Genomic DNA, 23421 nt, shown 5'->3' on the forward strand with positions numbered 1-23421 from the left:
GTCGAATTCCGATTCGAGTCTGTGGCCGCCGGGACACGAGAACGCCGATGAGTCAACGCAATTCATCGGCCGATCGGCCCCGGCTATCGCCGTACAGCAGGCACAGCTATTTCGCGGACGTTTACCCGCGCGACATGTAGAGCTGATCGATATCCGCCGAATACGTTTCCGCAATGGCGGCGCGGCGCAGTTTCAGTGAGGAAGTCAACAATCCATTGGCGGAGGTGAAATCTCCTGCCACAATGGCAAACTCACGAATCGATTCGGCCCGGGAAACCAGCGAATTCGCCTCGTCCACGGCCGACTGAATCGCGGTCGCCGGATCTTCGCCGGGATGTGCGCTCCGCCACTGCTCGGCCTGTGCGGCATCCAGGGTCACCAGCGCGGTCACGAAGGATCTGCCCTCGCCCACCACCATGCAATTGCTGACCAGCGGATGCAGCCGCACCCGATCCTCCAGCGGCGTCGGCGCGACATTCTTACCGCCCGAGGTCACCAGAATCTCCTTCTTGCGACCGGTGATTCGCAGGTGGCCGTCATCGAGCTCACCGATATCGCCGGTGTGCAGCCAGCCGTCCGCGTCCACCGGGCGGTTGTCCGCGGCCGCACCCCAGTAGCCGGGCGAGACGTGCGGACCGCGCACCAGCACTTCACCATCGGCGTCGGCAATGGCCACGGCCGTTCCCGGAATGGGCCGGCCGACAGTGCCGACCCGGTTGGTCTCCGGCGCGCTGACCGTCACCGCCGTCGCGGCCTCGGTCAGGCCGTAGCAATTGAGGATGGTCACACCGAATCCGGCGTAGAACCCGGCCGTCGACTCGTCCAGCGAGGCGCCGCCCGAGATGACGTAGCGCAGGTTGCCGCCCAGCGCGGCGCCGACCGGATGATCGGCGGCGAGCGTCTCACCGGCCGCGAGCGCGCGCAGGCCGTTGACCACGGCCTGGCGTTCGCCCTCCTCGGTCAGCATCGAACGGCAGTGCTTGCGAATCTTCTCCAGCGCATAGGGAATCAGCGCCAGGAACGTCGGCCGCACCCGCGCCAGCGCCGGCACCAACTCCGGAATGCCCGGCAGCAGTACGGTGCTCGCACCGCCCGCCAGGCAGGCGAACAGCATGGTCTGACCGAAGACGTGCGACAGGGGCAGCGCCAGCGCGGTGACGCCCTCGAACAGCGCACCGGTCTGCCGGACCGTATTCGCCGACGACACATACATATTGCGGTGGGTGATCATGCAGCCCTTGGACAATCCCGTGGTGCCGCTGGTGTAGACGATCATCGCCAGGTCATCGGCGGAGACCTGCGCGGTGCGCTCGTCCAGCGCCGCCGAAATCGCACCCTGCGACCACTCGGCGATATCGTCGAAACTCCACACCGCGTCCGCGCCCGCCTCTTTCAAACGGGTCGCGTCCTCGGCCGTTTCGGCGGCGAAATACGTGCTGCCACTATCGCGCAGCATGTGCTCGATCTGCGCGGCGGACGAGGTGGGATATACCGGCACCACCACGGCGCCGACCGCGAGCACGGCGCAATCGAGCAGCGCCCACTCGAGACCGGTCCGCCCGAGCACCACCACTCGGTCACCGGCGGTCACACCGTGCCCGAGCAGGGCCGAAGCCACCGCCCGCACGCGGGTGTCGAATTCCGAACAGGTCAGGGGCGCACCCTCGGCACCACCCAGCGAATCCCGCAGTGGATGGCTGCGGGCCGCATCGGAGATGATCGAATACAAACTCGCGTTCGCGGGCGGATCGAATCCGTTCCCAGTGATCGACACTGTGTTCACAATACGAATTCTGGTACGCAACAATGGTTCCCGTCGCGGCCTGTATCGCTGTTCCTACCGCGCGAAAGTCAACGCCTATCGAAACACCGGAACCGAAACCGGTCGGGCATCATCGAGCTGCGCAGGTTCCTCCAAATCGATGCAATCGAGAAATGCGGACACCGCCGGATTCGTTTCCGACGACCGCCACACCGCATACAAATCCAGAGTGGGAACCGGATCCGACAACTTCACCGCGACCGATTTACTGCCCGGCGTGCACATGCCCATGGATATGGCCCTGGGCAGGGAGGCGAACCCGACCAGCGGGCGCACCGAGACCATATGCGCGGTAGCACCGGGATCATCCGCATGCTGTGCCACCGACAGGGAGATCCGCGTCTGTGCGGCCGCCCGGAAAATGGTGTCGTACATGGACGGACACTGCTCCCGGGAGAACAGCACACACTCCTGATCCTGCAATTCCGCGAACGGCACCCCCGGGCGGTCGGCCCAGCGGTGCTGTCTCCCCACGACCGCGACCAGCGGCACCCGGTGGAGTAGTCGCCGGTATCGGAACTCGGCGGTGCTCGGATGGCCGTAGACGAGTGCGAGATCCAGCGATCCGTCCGAGAGCGCGGACAGCTGGGGGCCGGTCCGCTTCTCCCAGAGCGACACCACGATGTCGGGGTGCCGGTCGGTCATGCGCGCCAGCGCGTCCGGGAGGACATGACGGCTGGCGGGCAGGTTGTACCCGATATTGAGGGTGCCCGAACGCCCTTCGGCCGTGGCCCGCGCCGAGAGCGCCGCGCGCTCGAGTTGCGCCACGATCTGGCGTGCCTGCAGTTCGTACTCCCGGCCCGCGGGGGTGAGACGTACTTCGTGTGAATTCCGGGCAACCAGCTGAACACCCAGAGACTTCTCCAGCTTCTGCAGCTGGGCACTGAGACTTGGCTGCGTGAGGTGAAGGCGCTGCGCTGCGCGGCCGAAGTGCAACTCTTCGGCTATGGCGATGAACGAAAGCAAATGCCGGAACTCCATGACGCCGCTCCTTCTGGGTGCTCATTACGTTAGCCACGGCATATAACCGGCGATGAATCCCAACCACACAGCCGAAACCAACTCGGTTGCCAGCCTGTGAATCTCCTGTGCCGAACGGGTCGGCGTGGTAGGCGAAACCGCTGGCCACAGGGTAATTCGAGGATGCGCGACGGCTCATCCCTGTGATTCGTGTCTCGCAGGAACAATCCTGCGGTCCCGGTCGTTACCACACCAAGGGCGCAAGGGCGAAAAAATCAGCCGACAACGGTATGCACGTTGTGCCACCATAGGTTTCGACGATGATCAACCGGCCCAACCGGCCGCGGCACGCAGGAAGGAGGAGGCGGTAATGAATCCGGTGTTCCCCGAGCAGATTTCGTATCTGGCAGGACGGCGAGCTATGCAGATCGACCGCCTCCCGGTGCTCGCGTAAGCACCCCTTCTCACCTTCCTGTTCTGCTCTTCCCCACGCTGTGCCTTATTCACGAAACATGGTGACCCCCATGCTGTTGCGTCATTCCGAAGACCCGGAGATAACCACCGACAACTGGATACACACCGGTGTACTGCTGCTCAACGCCTCCTACGAGGCGCTGACCGAGATCCGCGCCGACCGCGCCGTGGTGCTGCTGCTCAGCGGCGCCGCCGAGGCCGTCATCGATCGGCAGCCGCACTTTCCGATCCGCTCGAAGCATGTCGAGATCGTGCTGCCGGAGACCATTCGGCTGCATCGCTACGTCTACCTCGAGCACAAGTTGCTGGTGCACGACGACAACAGCCGCGCCACCCTCCCCGCCATCCTGCGTCGTGACCAGTACAAGTGCGGTTACTGCGCCGGGTGGGCCCGCACCGTCGACCACATTCGCCCGCGCTCCCGGGGCGGCCCGAATACCTGGGCCAATCTGGTTGCCGCGTGCGGACCGTGCAATACCTCCAAGGCGGACCGGACTCCCGAGGAAGCGGGCATGCGCCTGCTGTGGGAGCCGAAAGCACCCAACGAACTACAGAAGCGACAGCGGCAGCTCTGGAAGGACCTCGCCGCCTCGTAAGAGCACCACCACGCGTGATCGGGAATGAAAGGAGCAAGATCCGATGACGAAAACAGCACTTCTGGAGCCGACCCTGGCGGATCTGCTCCCCATCTCCGATTCCAAGGACTACTGGCAGCACGCCGCCTGCAAGGGCGACCCGAACCATGAGGCGTGGTTCCCGTTCCCGTCGCAGGACTTCGACTACGCGCGGCAGATCTGCGCGGGCTGCCCGATCCGCCGTGAGTGCGGTGACTTCGCCACCCGAACCGGTCAGTCCGGTGTGTGGGGCGGGCACGAGTACGACCGCGGCAACCTGATTCGCGACTAGCGAATCCGAGTGACGGCCACTCGTTCCACTCAGGGACGAGTGGCCGTCCCCGTTTGTACCGGTGCCGATCGGCTTTGGCTCAACCGCCTGGTGAAAGTAGTTAAAGCCGCGTGAACATACACTGTGCGGCGTGGGTACTCATCGCGCCGATGGCGGGTCACGAGGTGTCAGCAGAGGACCAGTTCTCGCAGTGGTAGCGGTGATCGTGCTGGCCCTGGCCGTCGTCGGCTGGGTCTGGTTACAACAGCGGTCCAAGGATCGCGACAGTGCGGCCGCCTCGTCCTGCGCGGGCGGGTCCGTGACGCTCAATGTGACGGTCGATCCGGATATCGCGGCACCGGTCAAGGCCGCCGCCGACAAGTTCAATCAGGCCAAGCCTCGGGTGCGCGATCACTGCGCTCAGGTCGCGGTCAATCCGCAGGCGTCCGCGGCCATGGTGGCCGCCTTCACCTCGAACGCAGCGTGGAATCCGGCGCTCGGGCCGCAGCCCGCGCTGTGGATTCCGGACTCCTCCCGCTCGATCGAGCTGATGCGGGTGCCCGGGCTCATCGGCGGCACCCCCGCGTCAGTCGCGGAGAGTCCGATCGTGCTCGCGGTACCGGACGAATTGCGGCGTGCGCTCGAGACCGCGCAGGTGCACTGGGCGGATCTGGCCAAGCTGCAACAGGGTTCGCTGGGAGATGCCGGACTCGCGGCCTGGGGCAATCTGCGGCTGGCCATGCCGTCCGGTGATGCCTCGCTCGCCGTGGCGACCGCCGTCGGCTCGGGTGTCTCGGGGACCGATCCGCTCGATGACAAAGCGGTGCATTCGGGTCAGGTGACCTCGGCGATCTCGCTGCTGGCGGCAAATGCGCCCGCCGCGAAGGATCAGCAGAGCGCGCTCACCGATCTGGCGGCGGTGACCGATGCGGCGAAGGCAACTGTGCACGCGGTGCCGGCCAATGAGCAGCAGCTCAAGGCCTATCCCGGTCTGACCGCGTTCCGGCCCAGCGAGAACGGGCCCGTCGACGATTTCCCGGCAGCCACGATCACCGGATCCTGGGTGGATCAGACGCAGAATTCGGTGGCCGGGCTCTTCGCCGACTTCCTGCGCGCGCCCGATCAGGCGAAACTGTTCACCGACAATGGTTTCGGCGCCGCTCCCCCGGTCACCGTGCCGGTCGCCGCCCGCGCGGTGCTCGAGCAGGTGAACCAGGTGCTGGCGCATCCGGTGCTGGGCGTGAGTGCCACGGTGCTGCTCGATATCTCCTCGTCCATGACCACCGCGGACGGCAATACCACACGCCTCGCCAATTCCCTTGCGGCCCTGCAATCCACCATGGGTGTGATGCCGCCGGAGTTCGGGATGGGCGTCTGGGCGTATTCGAAGGATCTCGACGGCGCGAATCCGTATCGCGTCGTCGCCGCGACCGCGCCGCTCACCGACGCCCAGCGCGACAAGATCGGGCAGAACCTGGGCAATGTCACCGCGAGCACCTCGAAAACCGATCGCACCTATCCGACCGTCGAGGCGGCCTACCGCGCTGTACTGAGCAACTATGCTGCGGCACGCACCAACTCGATCCTGCTCATCACCGACGGGCCCGAGGACGATTCCACGGTGACCGGCGATCAACTGCTCGCCGATATCGCCGCGGTCACCGATCCGGCACATCCGGTGCGCGTGGACGTCATCGTCCTCGGCGGCGCCGGGACCCAGACGCTGCAAACCCTCGCGCAGCGCACCGGCGGGGCGTACACCAAGGTCGACACCGGCGGCAGCCTCGCCTTCGGCACCGCGGTCTCGCATGCGCTGACCACACCCTGATCGACGCCGGCTAGGCCCTGACCAGTACCGATCCCCCTCGGTGACGACTGCGCTCCGGCATGTCGTCACCGTATTGCCCGAACCCCGTGGGACATTCGAAACAGACGTGGTTCCGACCGGAAACGGCCGTGACCACGAGTTTCAAGTTTCGTGATGCTTCACCGACCATCGAAGGGGTTCTCATGGCTCACACCACGGACACCGAACATCCGGTCAAGCAGGGCTTCGCGGCAGGCACCTCGTTCGCAGCGGCGGTCATGCTCCTGGTCATCGGCGTGCTGTCGATCCTGCAGGGCATCTCCGCCGCCCGCTCGGACGATCTGCTGGTCGTCGGCACCAACGACTACATCTACAAATTCAACACCTCGGCCTGGGGCTGGATCCACATCGTCATCGGCATCATCGTGGTCCTCACCGCCCTCGGCCTGATGACCGGCGCCACCTGGGCCCGAGCCGCGGCCATCATCATCGCCGCCATCTCCATCGTCGAAAACTTCCTCTGGCTCCCCTACTACCCGGCCTGGTCCCTCCTGATCATCGCCCTCGACATCTTCGTCATCTGGGCAGTCGCCACCTGGAAACCCGTCACCGTCTAACCCCACCCCGAAGCGCCCCACCGGAGTTCCGGTGGGGCGCTTCGCTGTTGTCACCCTGACTTGTCGGTGGGTGGAACTACGGTGGGGCGGTGAATCGCACTGATCGGCTCTATGCGCTGGTGGAGGATTTGCGGGCGGTGGCGCCTCGGGTGCGGACGGCGCGGGAGTTGGCCGGGCGGTACGAGGTGAGTGTTCGGACCATCGAGCGGGATATCAGTGCGCTGCAGCAGTCGGGGGTGCCGATTTATGCGGATGTGGGGCGGCGGGGTGGGTATGCGCTGGATAAGCGGATGTCGTTGCCGCCGTTGAATTTCACTGCGGCGGAGTCGGTGGCGCTGGCCGTGGCGCTGGAGCGGAGTGTGGATACGCCGTTCGCGCATGCGGGGCGGAGTGCGCTGCGGAAGATTCTGGCGGCCATGTCGGACAGTGATGCGGCGTCGGCGCGGGAGCTGGTGGGGCGGGTCGGGCTGATCGAGCGGCATGATCCGGTTGTCGCGCAAGGGATTCCGGCACTTGTCGAGGAGGCGGTGCTGGGCCGCCGGGTGCTCGAGTTCGGGTATCGGGATCGGTTCGGGGCCGGCACGCGGCGGCGGGTCGAGCCGATGCTGCTGCTGCACGGGAAGAGCGGGTGGTGCCTGGTGAGCTGGTGCCGGCTGCGGGAGGCGCCGCGCTGCTTCCGGCTCGATCGGATGGTCGACATCGTGCTCACCGACGAGCCGATGCCGGTGCGCGCGCTGGAGGGCTGCGATCTCGATATTCCGGAGCACAAACTCCGCATTGTCGCCTTCGGATGAGTTCGGAAAGACCGACAGGGGGTTGTCGCCGGGGAGCGAGATCGTTGGTGCACACCGCACCACAACATCCCCGGAGGACGAATGACCGCGCCCGCGCACAACACCGTCGCTTGGTTCCAGATCGGCAGCAATGAGCCCGAGCAGGTTCAGCAGTTCTACGGCGACCTGTTCGGCTGGACCTTCACCTCGGATCCGCAATTCGGCGGAAATTACGACCTGGTCACCTACTCCGGCGGCGACCGCCCCCAGGGTGGCGTGGCCCGCACCCCCGACCCCTCGGCGAACCATGCCATCTTCAGCGTGATCGTCGCCGACGTCGCGGCCACCGTGGCCGCCGCCGAACGCCTCGGCGCCAAGGTCCAGGTCCCGGTGACCACCACGCCCGCAGGCCTGATCTTCGCCGAACTCCTCGACACCTCGGGCAATCACTTCGGCGTCTTCACCCCCGCGCCCGTCTAACCCGGGTCACACCCGATCATCGATCAGGACTGGTCGCGGCCACGCCGGAAAGCGGCCGCCACCAGTTCCTGTCGATGTCGGCCTACCGCGTTGCTCGCAATGCGGGCAGCGTTTCGGCGAGGGCGTCGAGTTGGCGGCGGGCGTCGAGGGAACCGACGCGCAGGATCAGGTGTTCGGCGCCCGCGTCGAGGTAGCGGCCCAGCCAGTCGGCGCACTGGGCGGGGGAACCACCGAAATAGGCTTGGACGGTGGACATTACGTCCAGCGGACGGCGGTAGTACTGGCGGACATAGCCGTCCAGCTCGGCATGCGCTTTCGCCGAATCAGGGTCGAGATTGATCGTCGCGTACATGGCGGCTGTCACCGGGCGGTCCGTGAGATCTCGGATGGTGGCCCAGGCCCGGGCATATGCGCCCGCATCGGGCAGGAACGGCAACCAGCCGTCGTAGTGCCGTGCCACGCGCCGCAATACCCGAGGGGTATCGCCACCGGCGAGCCAGAGGGGCGGCCCGGCGACGCTCGCGGCGGGCAGCGCACCCGAGAGATCCTCGAACTTCCAGTAGCGGCCGTCGAAACGGCCACCGCCGGACCAGCTCTCGCGCCAGATCGCCACCGTCTCGTCCAGTCGGCCTACCCGCTCATCGAACGGAACCCCGATGGCCGCGAATTCCTCCCGGCTCTCCGGCAGCGGGAATCCGGCGCCGACACCCAGTACCAGCCTGCCTGCGCTGAGCTGATCCACAGTGGCCGCGGTGTGCGCACCGAGCAGCGGATGGCGCAGGGTCGCGGTCAATGCGGCCGTACCCACCCGCACCCGGGATGTGGTGGCGGCGACCGCGGCGAGCAGCGGCAGCGGATCGACCCGGGTGCGCGCGAGCGGCGAGTCACCGATCCATACGGAGTCGAAGCCCGCGTCTTCGGCGGCCGCGGCGAATCTCACCAGCCCCGCGGCATCGTGACTACCGGTCATCGCGGTTTCACGGCTCGGTAGCAGTACCCCGATCTGAGTCATACAGATGATCCTCGGCGGCAACCGGCCGAGCGGCAATTACCTTGCAGGTAAAGGCAAGTGCGGCTCGATCCGCGAAAGTGACCCTTGCTTCAGCTATATCTTACGATATAGCTTCAGTACGTGGGACCACGACGTTTCGGCGGCTTCGAGCCGAGCAGCGGGCGCTTCTTCGGCGCCGGCGAATTGCGATGGGCGCTCTTGGCACTCATCGCCGAACAGCCCGGACATGGGTACGAACTGATGTCCCGGCTCGAAAAACGGTGCGGCGGCGCGTATCGCCCCAGCGCCGGTGCGGTGTACCCGACGCTCCAGCAATTGGAGGATGAGGGACTTACCACTCTCGAAATCGACAGTGGCCGTAAGGTTTTCCATATCAGCGCGACTGGGCGCGCCGAGGTGGACCAGCACCTCGGCGAGATCGATCGGATCTGGGCGCGCGCTGACGAACGCGGACAGTGGGGTTTGTTCCGCGATCCCGACGCAGCCGAAATCATCGGGCCCGCACTGCGTTTGTTCAAAACCGCGGTCTCGGCCGTGGTGCATTCGCACGGTGATCCCGCGGTGATCGATCAGGTCCGCGGCATCCTCGCCGATACCACACGCGAACTGCAGCAGGTGAAGATCGACAGCAAGCGAGAACACCGCCGGCGGCGCGGCCGGCAGACCGATTGAACGACTCTTCGAATCGAAGGTATTCCCATGGCGCACACCGACAATCCCGCCCAAGCCGCCGTCGCCGCCCCGCAATCGCGCGGACTGGGCGATCTGCTCCTGGACCAGTTCTTCACCAGCGGCCGCATCCTGGAAACCGAGCGCATCGCCGCCCGCATGACCCGCATCCGCATCGGCGGACCGGCACTGCAGAACCTGGACTGGCTACCCGGCCAGCACGTGCGGGTCGCCACCGGCGACAGCGCATCCGGCAATGTGCTCGCCCGCGTCGGCGATCTGCGCACCTACTCGGTGTGGCATTTCGACCGGGAGAACAGCGAACTGCACCTGTGCGTACTCGACCACGGTGACGGCCCGGGGGCCCGCTGGGGACGCCATGCCGCTGTCGGACAGCAGGTCCGATTCCGCGGCCCCGAGGGGTCGTTCACCCTGCGCACCGACGCGCCGTACCACCTGTTCGCCGGTGAGGAGACCGCCTCGGTCGCCCTCGGCGCCATGCTCCGCGCGGTCCCCGACGATATCCCGGTCCACGGCGCGATCGAAACGGCCACGGCCGAGGATCGTCTCGCGCTACCGCGCGCCGCCGAACTGTCCCATCCCCTGCGCGGCGACGCCTCCGCCGCCCGCTCCGAAATCCTGCTCGACGCGGTCCGCGGCCTCGACCTGCCGCCCACCCCGGGCGTGGCCTACCTCGCCGGTGAGGCCCGCACCATCCAGCAGATCATGAAATACCTGGTCCGCGAACGCCAGTGGCCCCGCCGCGCCATCCTGACCAAGCCCTTCTGGACACCGGGCAAGCGCGGTATGGACTAGTCCGCCCGGCCGGGGAGCCGGATCGGCCCACCATCCTCGGAAACGGCACGGTCGCCACAACCTCTCACATCGAGAGTGCTGCGGCGACCGTGTCGACCTCGGAACTCGCTGGGGCGCTGAGGTGTTCGGTTATCCCATATCAGTCGTTGTAGGAATCCATCGGCGGGCAGGAGCAGACCAGGTTGCGGTCGCCGTACGCGCCGTCGATGCGACGGACCGACGGCCACACCTTGGGCCGGGGGTTGTGCAGCCCCTGCGGGTAGACGGCGGTTTCGCGACTGTACGGGTGATCCCACTCGCCGACCAGGCACTGGGCGGTATGCGGGGCGCCGCGCAGCGGGTTGTCCTCCACCGGCCAGACACCGGCCTCGACCTGGTCGATCTCACCCTTGATGGCGATCATGGCCTCGATGAAGGCGTCGATCTCCTCGAGGTTCTCGCTCTCGGTGGGCTCCACCATGAGCGTGCCCGCGACCGGGAAACTCATGGTCGGCGCGTGGAAACCGTAGTCCGCCAGCCGCTTCGCCACATCGTCGACGGTGACGCCGGTGCGCTTGGTGATCTCCCGCAGATCCAGGATGCACTCGTGCGCGACCATGCCGTTCTCGCCGGTGAACAGCACCGGGAAGTGCGGATCGAGCCGTCGCGCAATGTAATTCGCCGACGCGATGGCCGTCAGCGTCGCGGCGCGCAGGCCGTCCGCACCCATCATGCGAATGTAGGACCAGGTGATCGGCAGAATGGACGCCGAACCGTACTTGGCCGCGGACACCGCATGTGAGCCCGCCTCCAGCGGATCACCCGGCAGGTACTGGGCGAGGTGCTCGCGCACCGCCACCGGACCCACACCCGGACCGCCGCCACCGTGCGGAATGCAGAAGGTCTTGTGCAGGTTCAGATGGCTGACATCACCACCGAACCGACCCGGACGAGCCAGTCCGACAAGGGCATTCAGATTCGCACCGTCCACGTACACCTGACCGCCCGCATCGTGCACCATGGCGCACAGCTCGGCCACCTCGTGCTCGTACACGCCGTGCGTGGACGGGTAGGTGATCATGATGCAGGCCAGTCGATCGGCATGATCGGCGATCTTGGCACGCAGATCGTCCAGATCCACATCGCCGTTTTCGCGGGTCTTCACCACCTCCACCCGCATACCGACCATGGCGGCCGAGGCGGCATTGGTGCCGTGCGCGCTGGAGGGGATCAGGCACGTATCCCGGTGCGTATCACCGCGATCCAGGTGGTAGCGGCGAATGGCCAGCAGTCCGGCGTACTCGCCCTGGCTGCCGGCATTGGGCTGCAGGGAAACCCGGTCGTATCCGGTGACCGCGGACAGCCAGCCCTCGAGATCCTCGACCAGGCGGATCAGGCCGGGCGCATCCTCGACGGGCGCGTACGGGTGCACCCGGTTGAAGCCCGGCCAGGTGATCGATTCCATCTCCGCCGCCGCATTGAGCTTCATGGTGCAGGAACCGAGCGGAATCATGCTGCGGTCCAGCGCAATATCCTTGTCCGACAGCGCGCGCAGGTAGCGCAGCATGGCGGTCTCGGTGCGGTACCGGGTGAAGGCCGGCGCGGTCAGGAACTCCGAGGTGCGGTTCTCGATATGCGGGCGCTGCTTGCCGTGGAAGAGCGCGCCCTCCGGGCCGACCGGAATCTCCGCGCCGAAGCAGTCGAGCACCGCCACCACATGCGCGTCGGTGGTCGCCTCATCGCAGGCGATGCCCACGTGATCGGCATCGACGAGGCGCAGGTTGATGCCCACGCCCTTCGCCTTGGCCACAATGGTCTCCGCGCCGCCCGGCACATTCACCAGCACGGTGTCGAAGAACGACTGGTGCACCACCGCATCGCCGAGCCCGGCGGCCAGCCACTGCGCGTGCCCGTGCACCCGCCGGGCGATCGACTTCAGCCCGTCCGCACCGTGGTACGAGGCGTACATGGCGGCCACAATGGCCAGCAGCACCTGCGCGGTACAGATATTGGAGGTCGCCTTCTCCCGGCGAATGTGCTGCTCACGCGTCTGCAGCGCGAGCCGGTAGGCGGTATTGCCGTCCGCGTCCACGGAGACGCCGACCAAACGGCCGGGCAGCTGCCGCGCATGGGCGGTATGCACCGCGAGATATCCGGCATGCGGCCCGCCGTAGCCGAGCGGTACGCCGAAACGCTGGGTGGTGCCGAAGCAGCAATCCGCGCCCTGCTCCCCCGGCGACGTAATCAGGGTCAGCGCAAGCAGATCCGCGCCCACCGCCACCAATGCCCCACGCGCATGGGCGGACTCGATCACCGGAGCCCAATCCACGATCCGGCCCGAGGCGCCCGGCTGCTGCAGCAGCACACCGAAGAACTCGCCCTCGGGCAGCTCGCCGCCGGACAGATCCGCCTCGACGATCTCGATGCCCAGCGGCTCGGCCCGGGTCAGCAGCACGGTCCGCGTCTGCGGGAACAGATCCGCGTCGATGAGCAGCCGCTGCGACCTACTGCGCCGATTGGCCCGCTGCAGCAGCGTCATGGCCTCAGCGGCCGCGGTCGCCTCGTCCAGCATGGAGGCATTGGCCACATCCATACCCGTCAATTCCGAGACCATGGTCTGGAAATTGAGCAGCGCCTCCAGCCGGCCCTGGCTGATCTCCGGCTGATACGGCGTGTACGCGGTGTACCAGGCCGGGTTCTCGATGAGATTGCGCACCAGCACCGGCGGGGTGAGGGTGTCGTAGTAGCCGAGCCCGATCATGGTGGTGGCCACCGTATTCGAGTTCGCCAGCGCGGCCAGCTCATCGAGCACCTCGTGCTCGGAGACGGCCGGCGGCAGGGCGTCGAGACCATTGGCGGCGGCGTCGAGAATGCTCGCGGGCACGGCTTTCGCGGCCAGTTCGTCCAGCGACTGGACGCCGACGGTCGCGAGAATGCGCTCGAGTTCGCCGCTGTCGGGTCCGATATGACGATCAGCGAAGGATCGAGTCCAGGTCACGGCTGCTCCAAGGGTGGGCGGGGGGCCGGCCACATGGCCGACGCGTCGTCTGCCCTCCCCCTCTGTCCTTGGCGCCTGAGAGATTCGGGTCCCGGCCAGCATGTGGCCGTGCCCCTTTCACCATGGGCGGGTGGCTCGGTGGCCACCACTTTCCAGAGGCGTCGAAACTCCGCGCGGTCCCTTGTGCCTGAGAGATTGACGGGGAGGTGCTGCTCCTTCGGCGCCCGGTCTGAGCCCTCGGGGAAGGGCATCAGGCTCGGGACTCTCCCGCACGGCTGCGACGCACTGCCAAGTCTAAGGGGCAGCAGGTTACGGGAATGTTGCCTGGGCTCGTTAGAGATCACTACCGCACAACAAAGCGAGCGCACCACCTGTGGGCGGCGCGCTCGCGTACGGGAGTGTTGCGTTCGAAATCGGCTAACCGGTCTTGGCGTTCAATCTGGCCTTGCGGCGATAGGACAGCTCGTCCTCCGGGCGCTCGGTGGCGGTCGCGGATTCGGCCCGCTCGGCCGGGAAATTGGCGATCGCACCGGTGAGCTCGCGCATGGCGCCGCCGACCGCGATACCGAAAACGCCCTGCCCACCCTGCAGTAAATCGACGACCTCCTCGGGCGAGGAGCATTCGTACACTGTGGCTCCGTCGGAGAAGAGCGTGATGCCGGCCAGATCCTCGACGCCTCTGCTGCGCAGATGATCCACGGCAATGCGGATGTTCTGCAGCGAGATACCGGCGTCGAGCAGCCGCTTGACGATCTTGAGGACCAGGATGTCCTTGAAGGAGTACAGCCGCTGGCTACCCGATCCGGTCGCGCTGCGAATGGACGGTACGACCAGCCCGGTGCGAGCCCAGTAGTCCAGTTGCCGGTAGGTGATACCGGCGACCTGACAGGCGCTGGGTACGCGGTACCCGACCAGGTCGCTTGGCACCGAGTCATCGGGGAACAGCCCTGGCTGCACCACATCCTGCGTGTGCGGTTGATCTCCCACTGACTACTCCCTACTGCTGGCCTATCAGGGCTCGTGTCTCTCATCAAGACGCACTGCCATCAAGACGCACTGCGTCAACTCCGGAGCGTGGCCTAACTGTCGAGGCTACTCCCCCGATTCTCCAGGCAGCATCGGCCTCGAACCAAGCCTGCCGAGCGGCGTGTTTCTATACCTGAAGTACAGGTCGAGGGATTGTTTCGACTACGCCCAGGTCAGCTGTCGGTGGCCTTGAAATCATCCGGCGAGACCGACTCGAGAAACTCCTTGAACTTCTCCACTTCGTCCTCGCGCTCGTCCGGCATCACCAGCCCGGCCTCCTCCAGCACCGGCTCCTCCGCGTAGATCGGACAACCCACGCGCAATGCGATGGCGACCGAATCGGACGGACGGGCGGAGATGCGCAGATCGTTCTCGAACACCAGATCGGCGTAGAAGGTGCCCTCCTGCAGATCCACGATCCGCACCTCTTTCAAGGTGTGGCCGAGATCCTTGATGAGGATCTTGATGAGATCGTGGGTCAGCGGCCGAATCGGCGTGACACCCTCTTGTTCCAGCACGATTGCGGTCGCCTCGGCCTGCCCGATCCAAATCGGTAGATACCTGTCACCCGACACCTCACGGAGCAACAGCACGGGCTGGTTCTGTGGCTGTTCGACACGTATGCCGATCACACGCATTTCGCTCATCGCACTGCCTCCCATACTCGCTCGGCCGCCCCCAGCACACGACGCAGCGGGGCGAGCCGTAACACCGAGTCTAGGCGAAGAATTCAGCCCCCGAGCGATGCACGCACCGAGGTCTTCACCAGGCATGTGTGCAGTGTCAGCGACAGCGCCGCCAACTCTCGCACGGTCTCCTCCGCGCGGGCGCGAGCATCCGCGTCCCGGCTCTTGGCGATGGGCGCGGCGATCTGCGCGACCATGGCCGCCTCCCGATCCGCGGCCAGTTTGAAGGCGCGCAGATGCCTTGCCTCCAAACCGAATTCGCTCAACGCCTTGGCGGTGCGCGCCAGCGTCACCGCATCGGCGTCGAAGTAGCCCGCGGCGCCGGGCGTAATGAGATTCGCGCGAATCAGTTCGGTGAGGAACTTCTCGTCGATTCCCGCCTGCTGCAACAGATCTGCCCGCGGAACCCGGATCTCGTGATCGAACAGGAATTCCTCGGGCGACACCTCACCTGGCACGACACCGAGCCGCCGCAGGCGACTCTCCCCATTGGGGCCTGCGGCGCCGGATCCGGCGCCGCCCGCTCGGGCACGGGCTTCCCGTACCCCGAGCGTCGCGGCGCCACTGTCGATCGCTTCCAGCTGTTCCTTGATCACCTTCAAGGGCAGGTACTGGTCCCGCTGTGCCGTGAGCACGAACCGCAGGCGTTCCACGTCGGCGACGTGGAACCTGCGGTAACCCGAGGGCGTGCGCTCCGGACTGATCAATCCCTCCGATTCGAGAAACCGAATCTTCGAGATCGTGATGTCCGGGAAGTCCGGACGCAGCAGATCCAACACGGAGCCGATCGACATTCCTCCGCGTGTCCATTGCTGCGCTGCGCCAGTCATTCCCGTCGGCCTACAGTGCGCCCGCGTCGCTGTTCTGCGGCCGCGGGCCGGTCAGGAACACGAGACGGAACTTGCCGATCTGCACCTCGTCGCCGTTCTGCAGCTCCGAGGAATCCACCGGCTCCCGGTTCACGTAGGTACCGTTCAAGCTGCCCACATCGACGACCTGGAAAGTGTCGTCATCCTGGCGGAACTCCGCGTGCCGACGACTGACGGTGACATCGTCGAGAAAGATGTCGCTGTCGGGGTGGCGACCCGCGGAGGTGGTGGGCTGATCGAGCAGGAAACGCGATCCGGCATTCGGGCCGCGCTTGACCACCAGCAGGGCTGCGCCCGCGGGCAGACCCTCGACCCCTTGCACCGGCTGCTCGCCGGTCTGCTCGGTGCGCGACGTGTCGACCTCGTTCAGGAAATCAGCGCGGAACACCGAAGTGGTCTCTGCTGCCGTCTCCTGGTAACCCGGGTCCTTGTTCTCGCTCACCCTTGCTCTCCTCCTCGAACCGAATTAATCCATGCAAGCAGTTGATGCCCTCAGCGTGTGCTTGTTGGCATTGACCGTACCCTGCCAGGGCGTACCCGTGCAGGTAGAACTGTGAAGGCTCCTTCAGCCTCCGATAACTCCTTGATAACCTGCGGCATCGAGCAGGTCACCATACGCGGAGTCGAGCGTTTCGGCGTCTTCGAGCTCGAGCTCGAAGATCCAGCCGTCACCGTAAGGGTCGGTATTGAGGGTCTCCGGCGCGGCAGTCAGAACCTCGTTCACCGCAACGATTTTCCCCGCCAGCGGAGCGTAGATGTCCGAAACACTCTTGGTGGACTCCACTTCGGCGATGCTGTCGCCATTGGCCACATCGGCATTCGCTTCGGGCAGCTGCACGAAAACGACGTCACCGAGCTGCGACTGGGCGTAGTCGGTGATTCCGACCCGCACGCGGGCCGGGCCGGCGATGCGCACCCATTCGTGTTCTTCGGTGTAGCGCAGGTCGTCGGGTAGGTCGCTCACAGGCGATGTCCTTTCGGGCGGGTGGTCCTCTCGGGATCGGCGTCGATCCGTGTGCAACACACCCTAATGGCTAGTGATCTGTCGTCGACGGGGCCGGTATGGCTCGGGCGACCGCAACGGCCTTGCCCACGTAGAGAATGCCGGTCCAGACGTAGGTCGCCACACCCCAGATCAGGAATGCCCCGCCGAAGGCCTTGCTGAAACCTGCTGCGGGCCAATCCATCTGACCTGCGAGTGTCCACGGAAAAGCGGACATGAGCGCGAAGGTGGCGGCTTTGCCGAGGTAGATGACCTCGGGCGGCGGCAGCCCGCGGCGCTTGTAGATGCCCAGCGTCAGCGTCAGGATGCCGTCGCGCGCAACAAGAACGATCACCACCCACCACGGCAGGATGCCGCGAATCAGGAAGCCCGCCAGGGTCGCCAGCAGAAAGAGCCGGTCGACCAGCGGATCCAGGATGGCGCCCAGTTTGGAGGACTGGTCCAGCAGCCGGGCCAGCTTGCCGTCCAGGAAGTCGGTAAAGGCGCTGGCGATCAGCAGCGCGAAGGCCCAGCCGTCGGCCTTGGGGACCAGCAGCAGCCAGAGGAAGACCGGGACGCCGATGAGCCGGATGACGCTCAGCACATTGGGCACGGTGAGGATGCGGTCGCTGTACACCGGTTCGGCGTTCCGCTCGGTTGTCACAACCCGGTCTTACCGTAATCACCGGCGAGTCTCCATACGGGCACGCCGCTGGCCGGTCCGGAGCGGAAACGATATCGTCTCCGCCATACAGGTGGATGACAGAATGAGTGGGGAAGCTTCTCATCTGTCATCCCCGGCATGCGAGAGGAAACACCATGCCAGACTTCGACTACGACGTCGTGGTGATCGGCTCCGGCTTCGGGGGAAGCGTCAGCGCACTGCGACTGACGGAAAAGGGCTATCGGGTGGCCGTGCTGGAGTCCGGCCGCCGCTGGAATGCCGAGGACATCCCGAATACCAACTGGAATGTGCGCAAGGCGATCTGGGCCCCGCGGCTGGGCCTGACCGGTACCCAGCGCATCAGCGTGCTCGGCAAATGCGCCGTCTTCTCCGCCTCGGGCGTGGGCGGCGGCTCCCTGATCTACGGCAATACCCTGTACGAGCCGCTGCCGGACTTCTACACCGATAAGCAGTGGTCGCACATCACCGACTGGAAATCCGAGCTCGCGCCCTACTACGACCAGGCGCAGCGCATGCTCGGCGTCACGCCCAATCCGCGCATGACGCCCGCCGACGACGTGATTCGCTCGGTCGCCGAGGACCTGGGCGTCGCGGACACCTTCCATGCCACCAATGTGGGTGTGTTCTTCAATGAGGAAGCCCCCGGCGAGGAGGTGGCGGACCCGTACTTCGGCGGCGCCGGACCGGCCCGCAACGGCTGTATCCACTGTGCGCGCTGCTTCACCGGCTGCCCGCACAATGCCAAGAACACCACCCCGAAGAACTACCTGTACCTGGCCGAGCAGGCCGGCGCCACGGTGTTCGCACTGACCACCGTGACCAAGGTGCGACCCATGACCGGCGGCGGTTACGCCCTGGACACGGTGCGCTCGGATCGCTGGGTTCGCAAGGACCGCAAGATCTTTACCGCCGAGCAGGTGGTCTTCGCCGCCGCCGCGCTGGGCACCCAGAAGCTGCTGCACAAGATGCGCGACGAGGCGGTGCTGCCGAATCTGTCACCCCGCCTGGGCGAGCTGACCCGCTCCAATTCCGAGGCCATCCTCAATGTGGTGAGCCGCGAGCGCGACGATTTCGCGCAGGGCATCGCCATCACCTCCTCGATTCATCCGGAGCCGAACACCCATATCGAGGTGTGCCACTACGGCGCGGGGCAGAACGGGTTGTTCCCGCTGTCGGTGCCGATCGTGGACGGCGGCGCGTTCCGCTTCCTGCGCTTCCTGCTGGCGATGGTGCTGCATCCGCTGGTGTTCGCGCGCAGTCTCAATGCCCGGCGGGCCTCGGACAAATCGGTGATCCTGCTGGTCATGCAGTCCCTGGACAATTCGCTGACCTCCTATCGGCGCTGGGGTCAGCTCAAGACCAGACAGGGCACCGGTAAGCCGAATCCGACGTGGATTCCGATGGCGCACGATGTCGGCCGCCGCTTCGGTGAGAAGGTCGACGGCGATGTGCAGAGCCTCATCATGGATGTGTTCAATATTCCGGCGACGGCCCACTACATCGGTGGCTGCGTGATCGGCGAGGGCCCGGAATCGGGTGTGGTCGATCCGTATCAGCGCGTGTTCGGCCATCCCGGGCTGCACATCGCCGACGGTTCGGCGGTCACCGCGAATCTCGGCGTGAACCCGTCCCTGACCATCACCGCACAGGCCGAGCGCGCAATGGCCTTCTGGCCCAACAGGAATGAGCCCGACCCCCGGCCGCGCCTGGGCAACCCCTACCGCCGTATCAGCCCCGTGCGGCCGCAGCAGCCGACGGTCCCGGACTTCGCCTCGGGCGCGCTGCGCCTGCCGATCTTCCCGGTGGATGCCAACTGACGGGAACCGCTGAGCCACTGCGGATTTCCCCCAGTCGAGCGCACGATTGCGCTCGACGGTAAGTTGAGTTCCGCCCGGCTACCCGACCGACACACGACAGGCGGCAAATCTGGGCGCTGGGCGCGGACCGTCCGTACCATTCTTGTGGAATGGCACAGCTGTGGAGTGGCACGGCCCGGAGTAGTTCAGCCGGTATCGATTCGACGAGAGAGGTGCAGCGCCGATGCTCGTTCGAGTACAGAACCCCGCTGGTACGCATGCCGAGAAGCTGCTGATCGACTGGCTCCGCACCTGGAAGGGCCGCGGCGACCCCAAGGGCGTCGCCACCGTCAATTGCAGCCTCTTCCACGGTGATCGGCTCTACCCCTTCGACGCGGTCGTCTGGACGCCGACGAGTTGTGTGGTGATCGAGGCCGAGTCGCTGGCGGAGAATCTGCAGGGCGAGCTGGAGGTGCCGCTCAACGGCCCGTGGCGGGTGGCCGAGAAGATCATCACCTTCGACGGCACCGATAAGCGCACCCCGCTGGACAAATCCCGCGATCACACCTTCGCACTGCAGAACTGGCTGGCCGAGCGCGGTCTCGGGCAGCGGGTGGTGCACGGCGCGGTACTGGTGGTGCCGCCGCCGGATTCGAATCTGCGGGTGCAGCAGCTGTGGAGCGATCCCAGCTTCGAGGTGCTGGTGGGCGATGACCCGCGCCGGCTGCACGACTACTTCATCGGCCTGTCCTCGCGCGGCCGCCCGCAGTGGTCGGCCAATGATGTGGCGTGGGCCTTCCGCGGGCTGGGCATTCTGCCGTATCTGCCCGCCCCGCAGGATCTGCTGAACGAGGGCTTCCTCGGCCCGGTGGACATCACGCTCTGGCACGGCGGACCGCAGCAGGCGCAGGCCGAGGCCTATGCCGAGGAGCAGGCGCGCCTGGAGCAGGAGGCCGCTGCGGCCGGCAGCCGACTGCGGGTGCCCGCACCCTGGTACAGCCCGTGGAAGCTCTATCCGCGCCGGACCGGTCAGATCGATTTCGGTCGCGGGTTCATGCGGGTCATGCTCTCGCTGGGCATGATCGTGGTGGTGCTGTGGGTGCTGTGGTTCATCATTGCCGCGGTCGTCGCGTACGGCTGAGCGCCACAGCGCGGAACGGTAGATAGGCCGCCGTCACCAGGGCGATGGCGGCCGTCGTACCCCCGAGGACATCGGTGGGGTGGTGATATCCCAGTCCCACCATGCCGACCAGCACTCCCGGCAGCAGCACCACCGTCACCACCACGATCGTCACCCGTGCCCGCACCGACTCGGTGACCAGCACCAGCGCCGTGACGACGGCGATCAACTGCACGGTGTGCCCACTCGGATACGCCAGGTAGTGATGCAGCTGCCGGTCCCAGAACGGTTTGAGCGCAAACGAATTCACCAGGATCGCGAACTCCGGCCCGAGGATCATGAACCCGGCGGACCACCACCGCCGCCGGTACGCGAACCACGCGGCCGCGAGCAGCTGCACCGGAATGATGATGCTGTTGTTGCTCGGCGCGACCAGCACGCGGTAGAGCCACCGATGCCCGTCGAGCGCGGAGTGGATATGCCCCTCCAGGGAGCTGTCCAGCCCGGTCGGCCCGCCGTCGGCCGGAAAGAACTGCGGCACAACCACAGTCACGACAATGGCCACCAGGATGAGCGCGGGCAGCGCGGCCCGGCGGATCAGGGTATCGGGCCGGGTCGGGGCGGGCGCGGGCGATCGGATCACCCGGCCACGATAGCCGCGACCGCAGGGCGGTCACCGTGAGCGCTGCGTTCACTCCCGCAGTGCGGCCCGCTCCAGCAGCGGCCGGGAAAGGGCGGGAGCCCACCAGTTCGCGGTGCCCAGCAGCCGCATGAAGGCCGGTACCAACACCATTCGCACCAGGGTGGCGTCCATGAGCACCGCCAGCGCCAGGCCGACGCCGAGCATGCGGTTCATGGTCACCCCGCTGCTGGCGATGCCCACGAAGATCACCGCCATGAGCAGCGCCGCCGCGGTGACGATCCGGCCCGACCGGGCAATGCCCAGCGCGACGGCATCGTCATTGTCGGCACGCGTCCGGCCGGAGCGCTTCCACTCCTCGGTGAAGCGGGCCAGCAGGAAGACCTCGTAATCCATCGAGAGCCCGAACGCCACGCAGAACAGCAGCACCGGCAGCGTGGCGATGGTGTATCCGGTGGCCAGTGTGCCGAGGCCGCCCAGGTGACCCTCCTGGAAGATCCACACCAGTGCGCCGAAGGTCGCCGACAGCGACAGCACATTGAGCACCAGCGCTTTCAAGGGCAGCACCACACTGCCGGTGAGCAGGAGCAGCAGGATGAAGGTGGTCACCGCGATCCAGACGACGGCCTTCGGGAACCCCTCCCTGATGCCCGCGGTGGAGTCCGCGGTCTGCTGGGCGAGCCCGCCGAACAGTACGTGCGTGCCCGCCGGTGCCGTCACGGCATGCAGCGCGCCGAGTTGCCGCTGCCCCTGTTCGGAATACGGATCGACCTTCGAGGAGACCGTCAGATGCGCGCTGTCGCCGTGTCTGGCGGTCGGATCGGCGGGACCGGCCGGTTGGCCGCCCGCGAAGGAACCCGCCGGACCGGTGACGCCCTCGACCTCCGGCACCGTCGACAAGGCGGCCGAATACGCGCCGAGATCACCCGGATCGGTGCCGCCGCCGGTGGGGCTCACCACGATTTGCACTGTGCCCGTGGCATTGTCGGCGAACCGGTCCCGCAGCAGATCACCCACCTGACGCGATTCCACCGCGGCGGGCAGCACCCGATCATCGGGCAGACCGAGTTTCAGCCCGAAGATCGGCGATCCGAACAGCACCAGCAGCGCCAGCACCGGCAGCGCGCACAGTACGGGCCGCCGCTGCACCGTGCGCGCCACCCGGTAGAGGAAGCCCTCCTGTACCGGCCGGGCCTCGCGCAGCGGTTTCCGATTGATCCGCTCGCCGAGCAGTGTCAGCAGCGCGGGGACCATGGTGAGCGTCAGCACGATCGAGAGCGCGACCACCGCCAGGCCCGCATAGGCGAGGGAGCGCAGAAAAGCCATGGGGAAGAACGACATTCCGATGAGCGCAATGCCCACCGTGGTCCCGGAGAAGGCCACCGCCCGCCCGCCGCGCCGCATGGCGAGCACCAGCGCAGCGTCACGATCCCGGCCGGCCGCTATCTCCTCCCGATAGCGGCCGATGATCAGCAGCGAATAGTCGATGGCCAGCGCCAATCCGATGGCGGTGGTGATGTTCAGCGCGAAGACCGACAGTTCCACCACGAAGGTCAGCAGGTACAGCACCGCGCTGGTGCCCGCGATGGCGGCGATCCCGGTGATGAACGGAATCGCCGCCGCCACCGCACTTCTCAGGAACCAGATGAGCAGCAGCACGGTCAGCGGCAGCGCGATGGCCTCGGCGATGGCGAGGTCCTTTTCCGTCTGCTGCCCGGTCTCGGCCCACACCATGGCCTGGCCACCGGCATGGATGGTGACTCCGTCCCGGCTGCCGGCAAAAGCGCCGGCCAGATCGTGCGCGGCCGCGGGTGCGGTGTTCTCGTCACCGCGCACGCTGGCGACAATGAGCCCGATCTTCTTGTCGCGGCTGACAAGCAGACCGCTCAGCTGCGGATCGGTCCACGGCGAAACAACTTTCGAGACACGGCTATCGCCCCGGAGCTGTTCGTCGATATCGCGGCCGCGGGCAGTGGAGGCCGCGCCCTGTACCCCGCCGTCGGATTCCACAGTCAGCACGAGTTGCATGCCGGACATGTTGTAGTCGCGCCCGAGAATGTCCGCGACGCGCGCGGATTCGGAGTCGGTGGCCACGAATCCGCCATTGGACAGCCGCGCGGAGGCCTGCGAACCCAGCGCACCGCAGACCAGGAATGCCACGCCCACCAGAACCAGGACGAGCTTCGGCGCGCGCATGGCCGGTCCGATCAGCGTCGTGATCATCGCGTCTCCCGTCACCGATCGGCCGATGCCCCATTGCATGAGCTCGCTACCTCGATAACGATGTACTGCCGCACCGGGGTTCAACCCGATGCGGCACTGCCG

Annotated in this window: 22 protein-coding genes and 1 riboswitch; of the genes, 10 read left to right on the top strand and 12 right to left on the bottom strand. The window is 66.4% G+C overall.

All coding sequences use genetic code 11. The features are described from left to right. Positions 1-121 precede the first annotated feature (121 nt). Positions 122-1774: an AMP-dependent synthetase/ligase gene (locus OG326_RS27865; RefSeq protein WP_327140089.1), complete on the bottom strand. Its 1653-nt coding sequence runs from the start codon at positions 1772-1774 to the stop codon at positions 122-124. Between the two features lie 84 nt (positions 1775-1858). Further along, positions 1859-2803: a LysR family transcriptional regulator gene (locus OG326_RS27870; protein ID WP_297621386.1), complete on the bottom strand. Its 945-nt coding sequence runs from the start codon at positions 2801-2803 to the stop codon at positions 1859-1861. A 503-nt stretch (positions 2804-3306) separates the two neighbouring features. Here OG326_RS27870 and OG326_RS27875 point away from each other — a divergent pair. From OG326_RS27875 to OG326_RS27900, 6 genes are all read left to right on the top strand, one after another. Next, positions 3307-3852 (top strand): HNH endonuclease, encoded by a 546-nt coding sequence (locus OG326_RS27875; protein ID WP_327140090.1) that lies wholly within the window; start codon positions 3307-3309, stop codon positions 3850-3852. Between the two features lie 43 nt (positions 3853-3895). After that, positions 3896-4162, top strand: a complete 267-nt coding sequence (locus OG326_RS27880) for a WhiB family transcriptional regulator (RefSeq protein WP_327140091.1) — start codon at positions 3896-3898, stop codon at positions 4160-4162. Positions 4163-4352: 190 nt separating this feature from the next. Beyond that, entirely contained in the window at positions 4353-5969 is a 1617-nt protein-coding gene (locus OG326_RS27885; protein ID WP_327140092.1) for a VWA domain-containing protein, read from the top strand. A gap of 182 nt (positions 5970-6151) precedes the next feature. Then, positions 6152-6565, top strand: coding sequence for a DUF7144 family membrane protein (locus tag OG326_RS27890; RefSeq protein ID WP_327140093.1), 414 nt, complete (start codon positions 6152-6154; stop codon positions 6563-6565). Positions 6566-6654: 89 nt separating this feature from the next. Then, positions 6655-7359 (top strand): helix-turn-helix transcriptional regulator, encoded by a 705-nt coding sequence (locus OG326_RS27895; RefSeq protein WP_327140094.1) that lies wholly within the window; start codon positions 6655-6657, stop codon positions 7357-7359. A gap of 81 nt (positions 7360-7440) precedes the next feature. After that, entirely contained in the window at positions 7441-7818 is a 378-nt protein-coding gene (locus OG326_RS27900) for a VOC family protein (RefSeq protein ID WP_327140095.1), read from the top strand. Between the two features lie 82 nt (positions 7819-7900). On the opposite strand, the gene OG326_RS27905 is transcribed toward OG326_RS27900, so the two are convergent. Next, on the bottom strand, positions 7901-8830 hold the full coding sequence (locus OG326_RS27905; protein ID WP_327140096.1) for an LLM class flavin-dependent oxidoreductase: 930 nt from the start codon (positions 8828-8830) through the stop codon (positions 7901-7903). Between the two features lie 120 nt (positions 8831-8950). Here OG326_RS27905 and OG326_RS27910 point away from each other — a divergent pair, with 120 nt between their 5' ends. Beyond that, entirely contained in the window at positions 8951-9502 is a 552-nt protein-coding gene (locus OG326_RS27910; RefSeq protein ID WP_327140097.1) for a PadR family transcriptional regulator, read from the top strand. 27 nt (positions 9503-9529) lie between these two features. Next, positions 9530-10315, top strand: coding sequence for a siderophore-interacting protein (locus tag OG326_RS27915; RefSeq protein ID WP_327140098.1), 786 nt, complete (start codon positions 9530-9532; stop codon positions 10313-10315). A gap of 139 nt (positions 10316-10454) precedes the next feature. Here OG326_RS27915 and gcvP read toward each other — a convergent pair whose 3' ends face one another. From gcvP to OG326_RS27950, 7 genes are all read right to left on the bottom strand, one after another. Continuing rightward, complete coding sequence (gcvP, locus tag OG326_RS27920) at positions 10455-13292, bottom strand: aminomethyl-transferring glycine dehydrogenase (RefSeq protein ID WP_327140099.1); 2838 nt, start codon at positions 13290-13292, stop codon at positions 10455-10457. A 164-nt stretch (positions 13293-13456) separates the two neighbouring features. Next, a riboswitch (glycine riboswitch) is annotated at positions 13457-13572 on the bottom strand. A gap of 137 nt (positions 13573-13709) precedes the next feature. After that, complete coding sequence (locus tag OG326_RS27925) at positions 13710-14279, bottom strand: MerR family transcriptional regulator (RefSeq protein WP_327140100.1); 570 nt, start codon at positions 14277-14279, stop codon at positions 13710-13712. Positions 14280-14491: 212 nt separating this feature from the next. Further along, the gene (locus tag OG326_RS27930) at positions 14492-14965 is read right to left on the bottom strand and encodes a bifunctional nuclease family protein (protein WP_067689422.1); all 474 of its coding nucleotides are present in this window, start codon (positions 14963-14965) and stop codon (positions 14492-14494) included. An 83-nt stretch (positions 14966-15048) separates the two neighbouring features. Next, positions 15049-15834, bottom strand: a complete 786-nt coding sequence (gene ftsR / locus OG326_RS27935) for a transcriptional regulator FtsR (RefSeq protein ID WP_442790835.1) — start codon at positions 15832-15834, stop codon at positions 15049-15051. A 10-nt stretch (positions 15835-15844) separates the two neighbouring features. Then, a complete protein-coding gene (gene garA / locus OG326_RS27940; RefSeq protein WP_297621409.1) occupies positions 15845-16315 on the bottom strand; it encodes a glycogen accumulation regulator GarA in 471 nt (156 codons plus the stop codon). Between the two features lie 123 nt (positions 16316-16438). Then, entirely contained in the window at positions 16439-16837 is a 399-nt protein-coding gene (gene gcvH / locus OG326_RS27945; RefSeq protein ID WP_297621411.1) for a glycine cleavage system protein GcvH, read from the bottom strand. Between the two features lie 70 nt (positions 16838-16907). After that, positions 16908-17519: a CDP-alcohol phosphatidyltransferase family protein gene (locus OG326_RS27950; protein WP_327140102.1), complete on the bottom strand. Its 612-nt coding sequence runs from the start codon at positions 17517-17519 to the stop codon at positions 16908-16910. A gap of 155 nt (positions 17520-17674) precedes the next feature. Between OG326_RS27950 and OG326_RS27955 the strand changes: the two genes are divergently transcribed. Both OG326_RS27955 and OG326_RS27960 read left to right on the top strand, forming a co-directional pair. Continuing rightward, on the top strand, positions 17675-19357 hold the full coding sequence (locus tag OG326_RS27955; protein ID WP_327140103.1) for a GMC family oxidoreductase: 1683 nt from the start codon (positions 17675-17677) through the stop codon (positions 19355-19357). Between the two features lie 223 nt (positions 19358-19580). Beyond that, positions 19581-20477 (top strand): nuclease-related domain-containing protein, encoded by an 897-nt coding sequence (locus OG326_RS27960; protein WP_327140104.1) that lies wholly within the window; start codon positions 19581-19583, stop codon positions 20475-20477. On the opposite strand, the gene OG326_RS27965 is transcribed toward OG326_RS27960, so the two are convergent. Further along, positions 20449-21099 (bottom strand): phosphatase PAP2 family protein, encoded by a 651-nt coding sequence (locus OG326_RS27965; protein WP_327140105.1) that lies wholly within the window; start codon positions 21097-21099, stop codon positions 20449-20451. The two genes, OG326_RS27960 and OG326_RS27965, sit on opposite strands and share 29 nt — an antisense overlap. A 48-nt stretch (positions 21100-21147) precedes the next feature. Continuing rightward, on the bottom strand, positions 21148-23319 hold the full coding sequence (locus OG326_RS27970) for an MMPL family transporter (protein WP_327140106.1): 2172 nt from the start codon (positions 23317-23319) through the stop codon (positions 21148-21150). Positions 23320-23421: the final 102 nt, after the last annotated feature.

Source organism: Nocardia sp. NBC_01327, from assembly GCF_035958815.1.
Taxonomy (GTDB): Bacteria; Actinomycetota; Actinomycetes; order Mycobacteriales; family Mycobacteriaceae; genus Nocardia.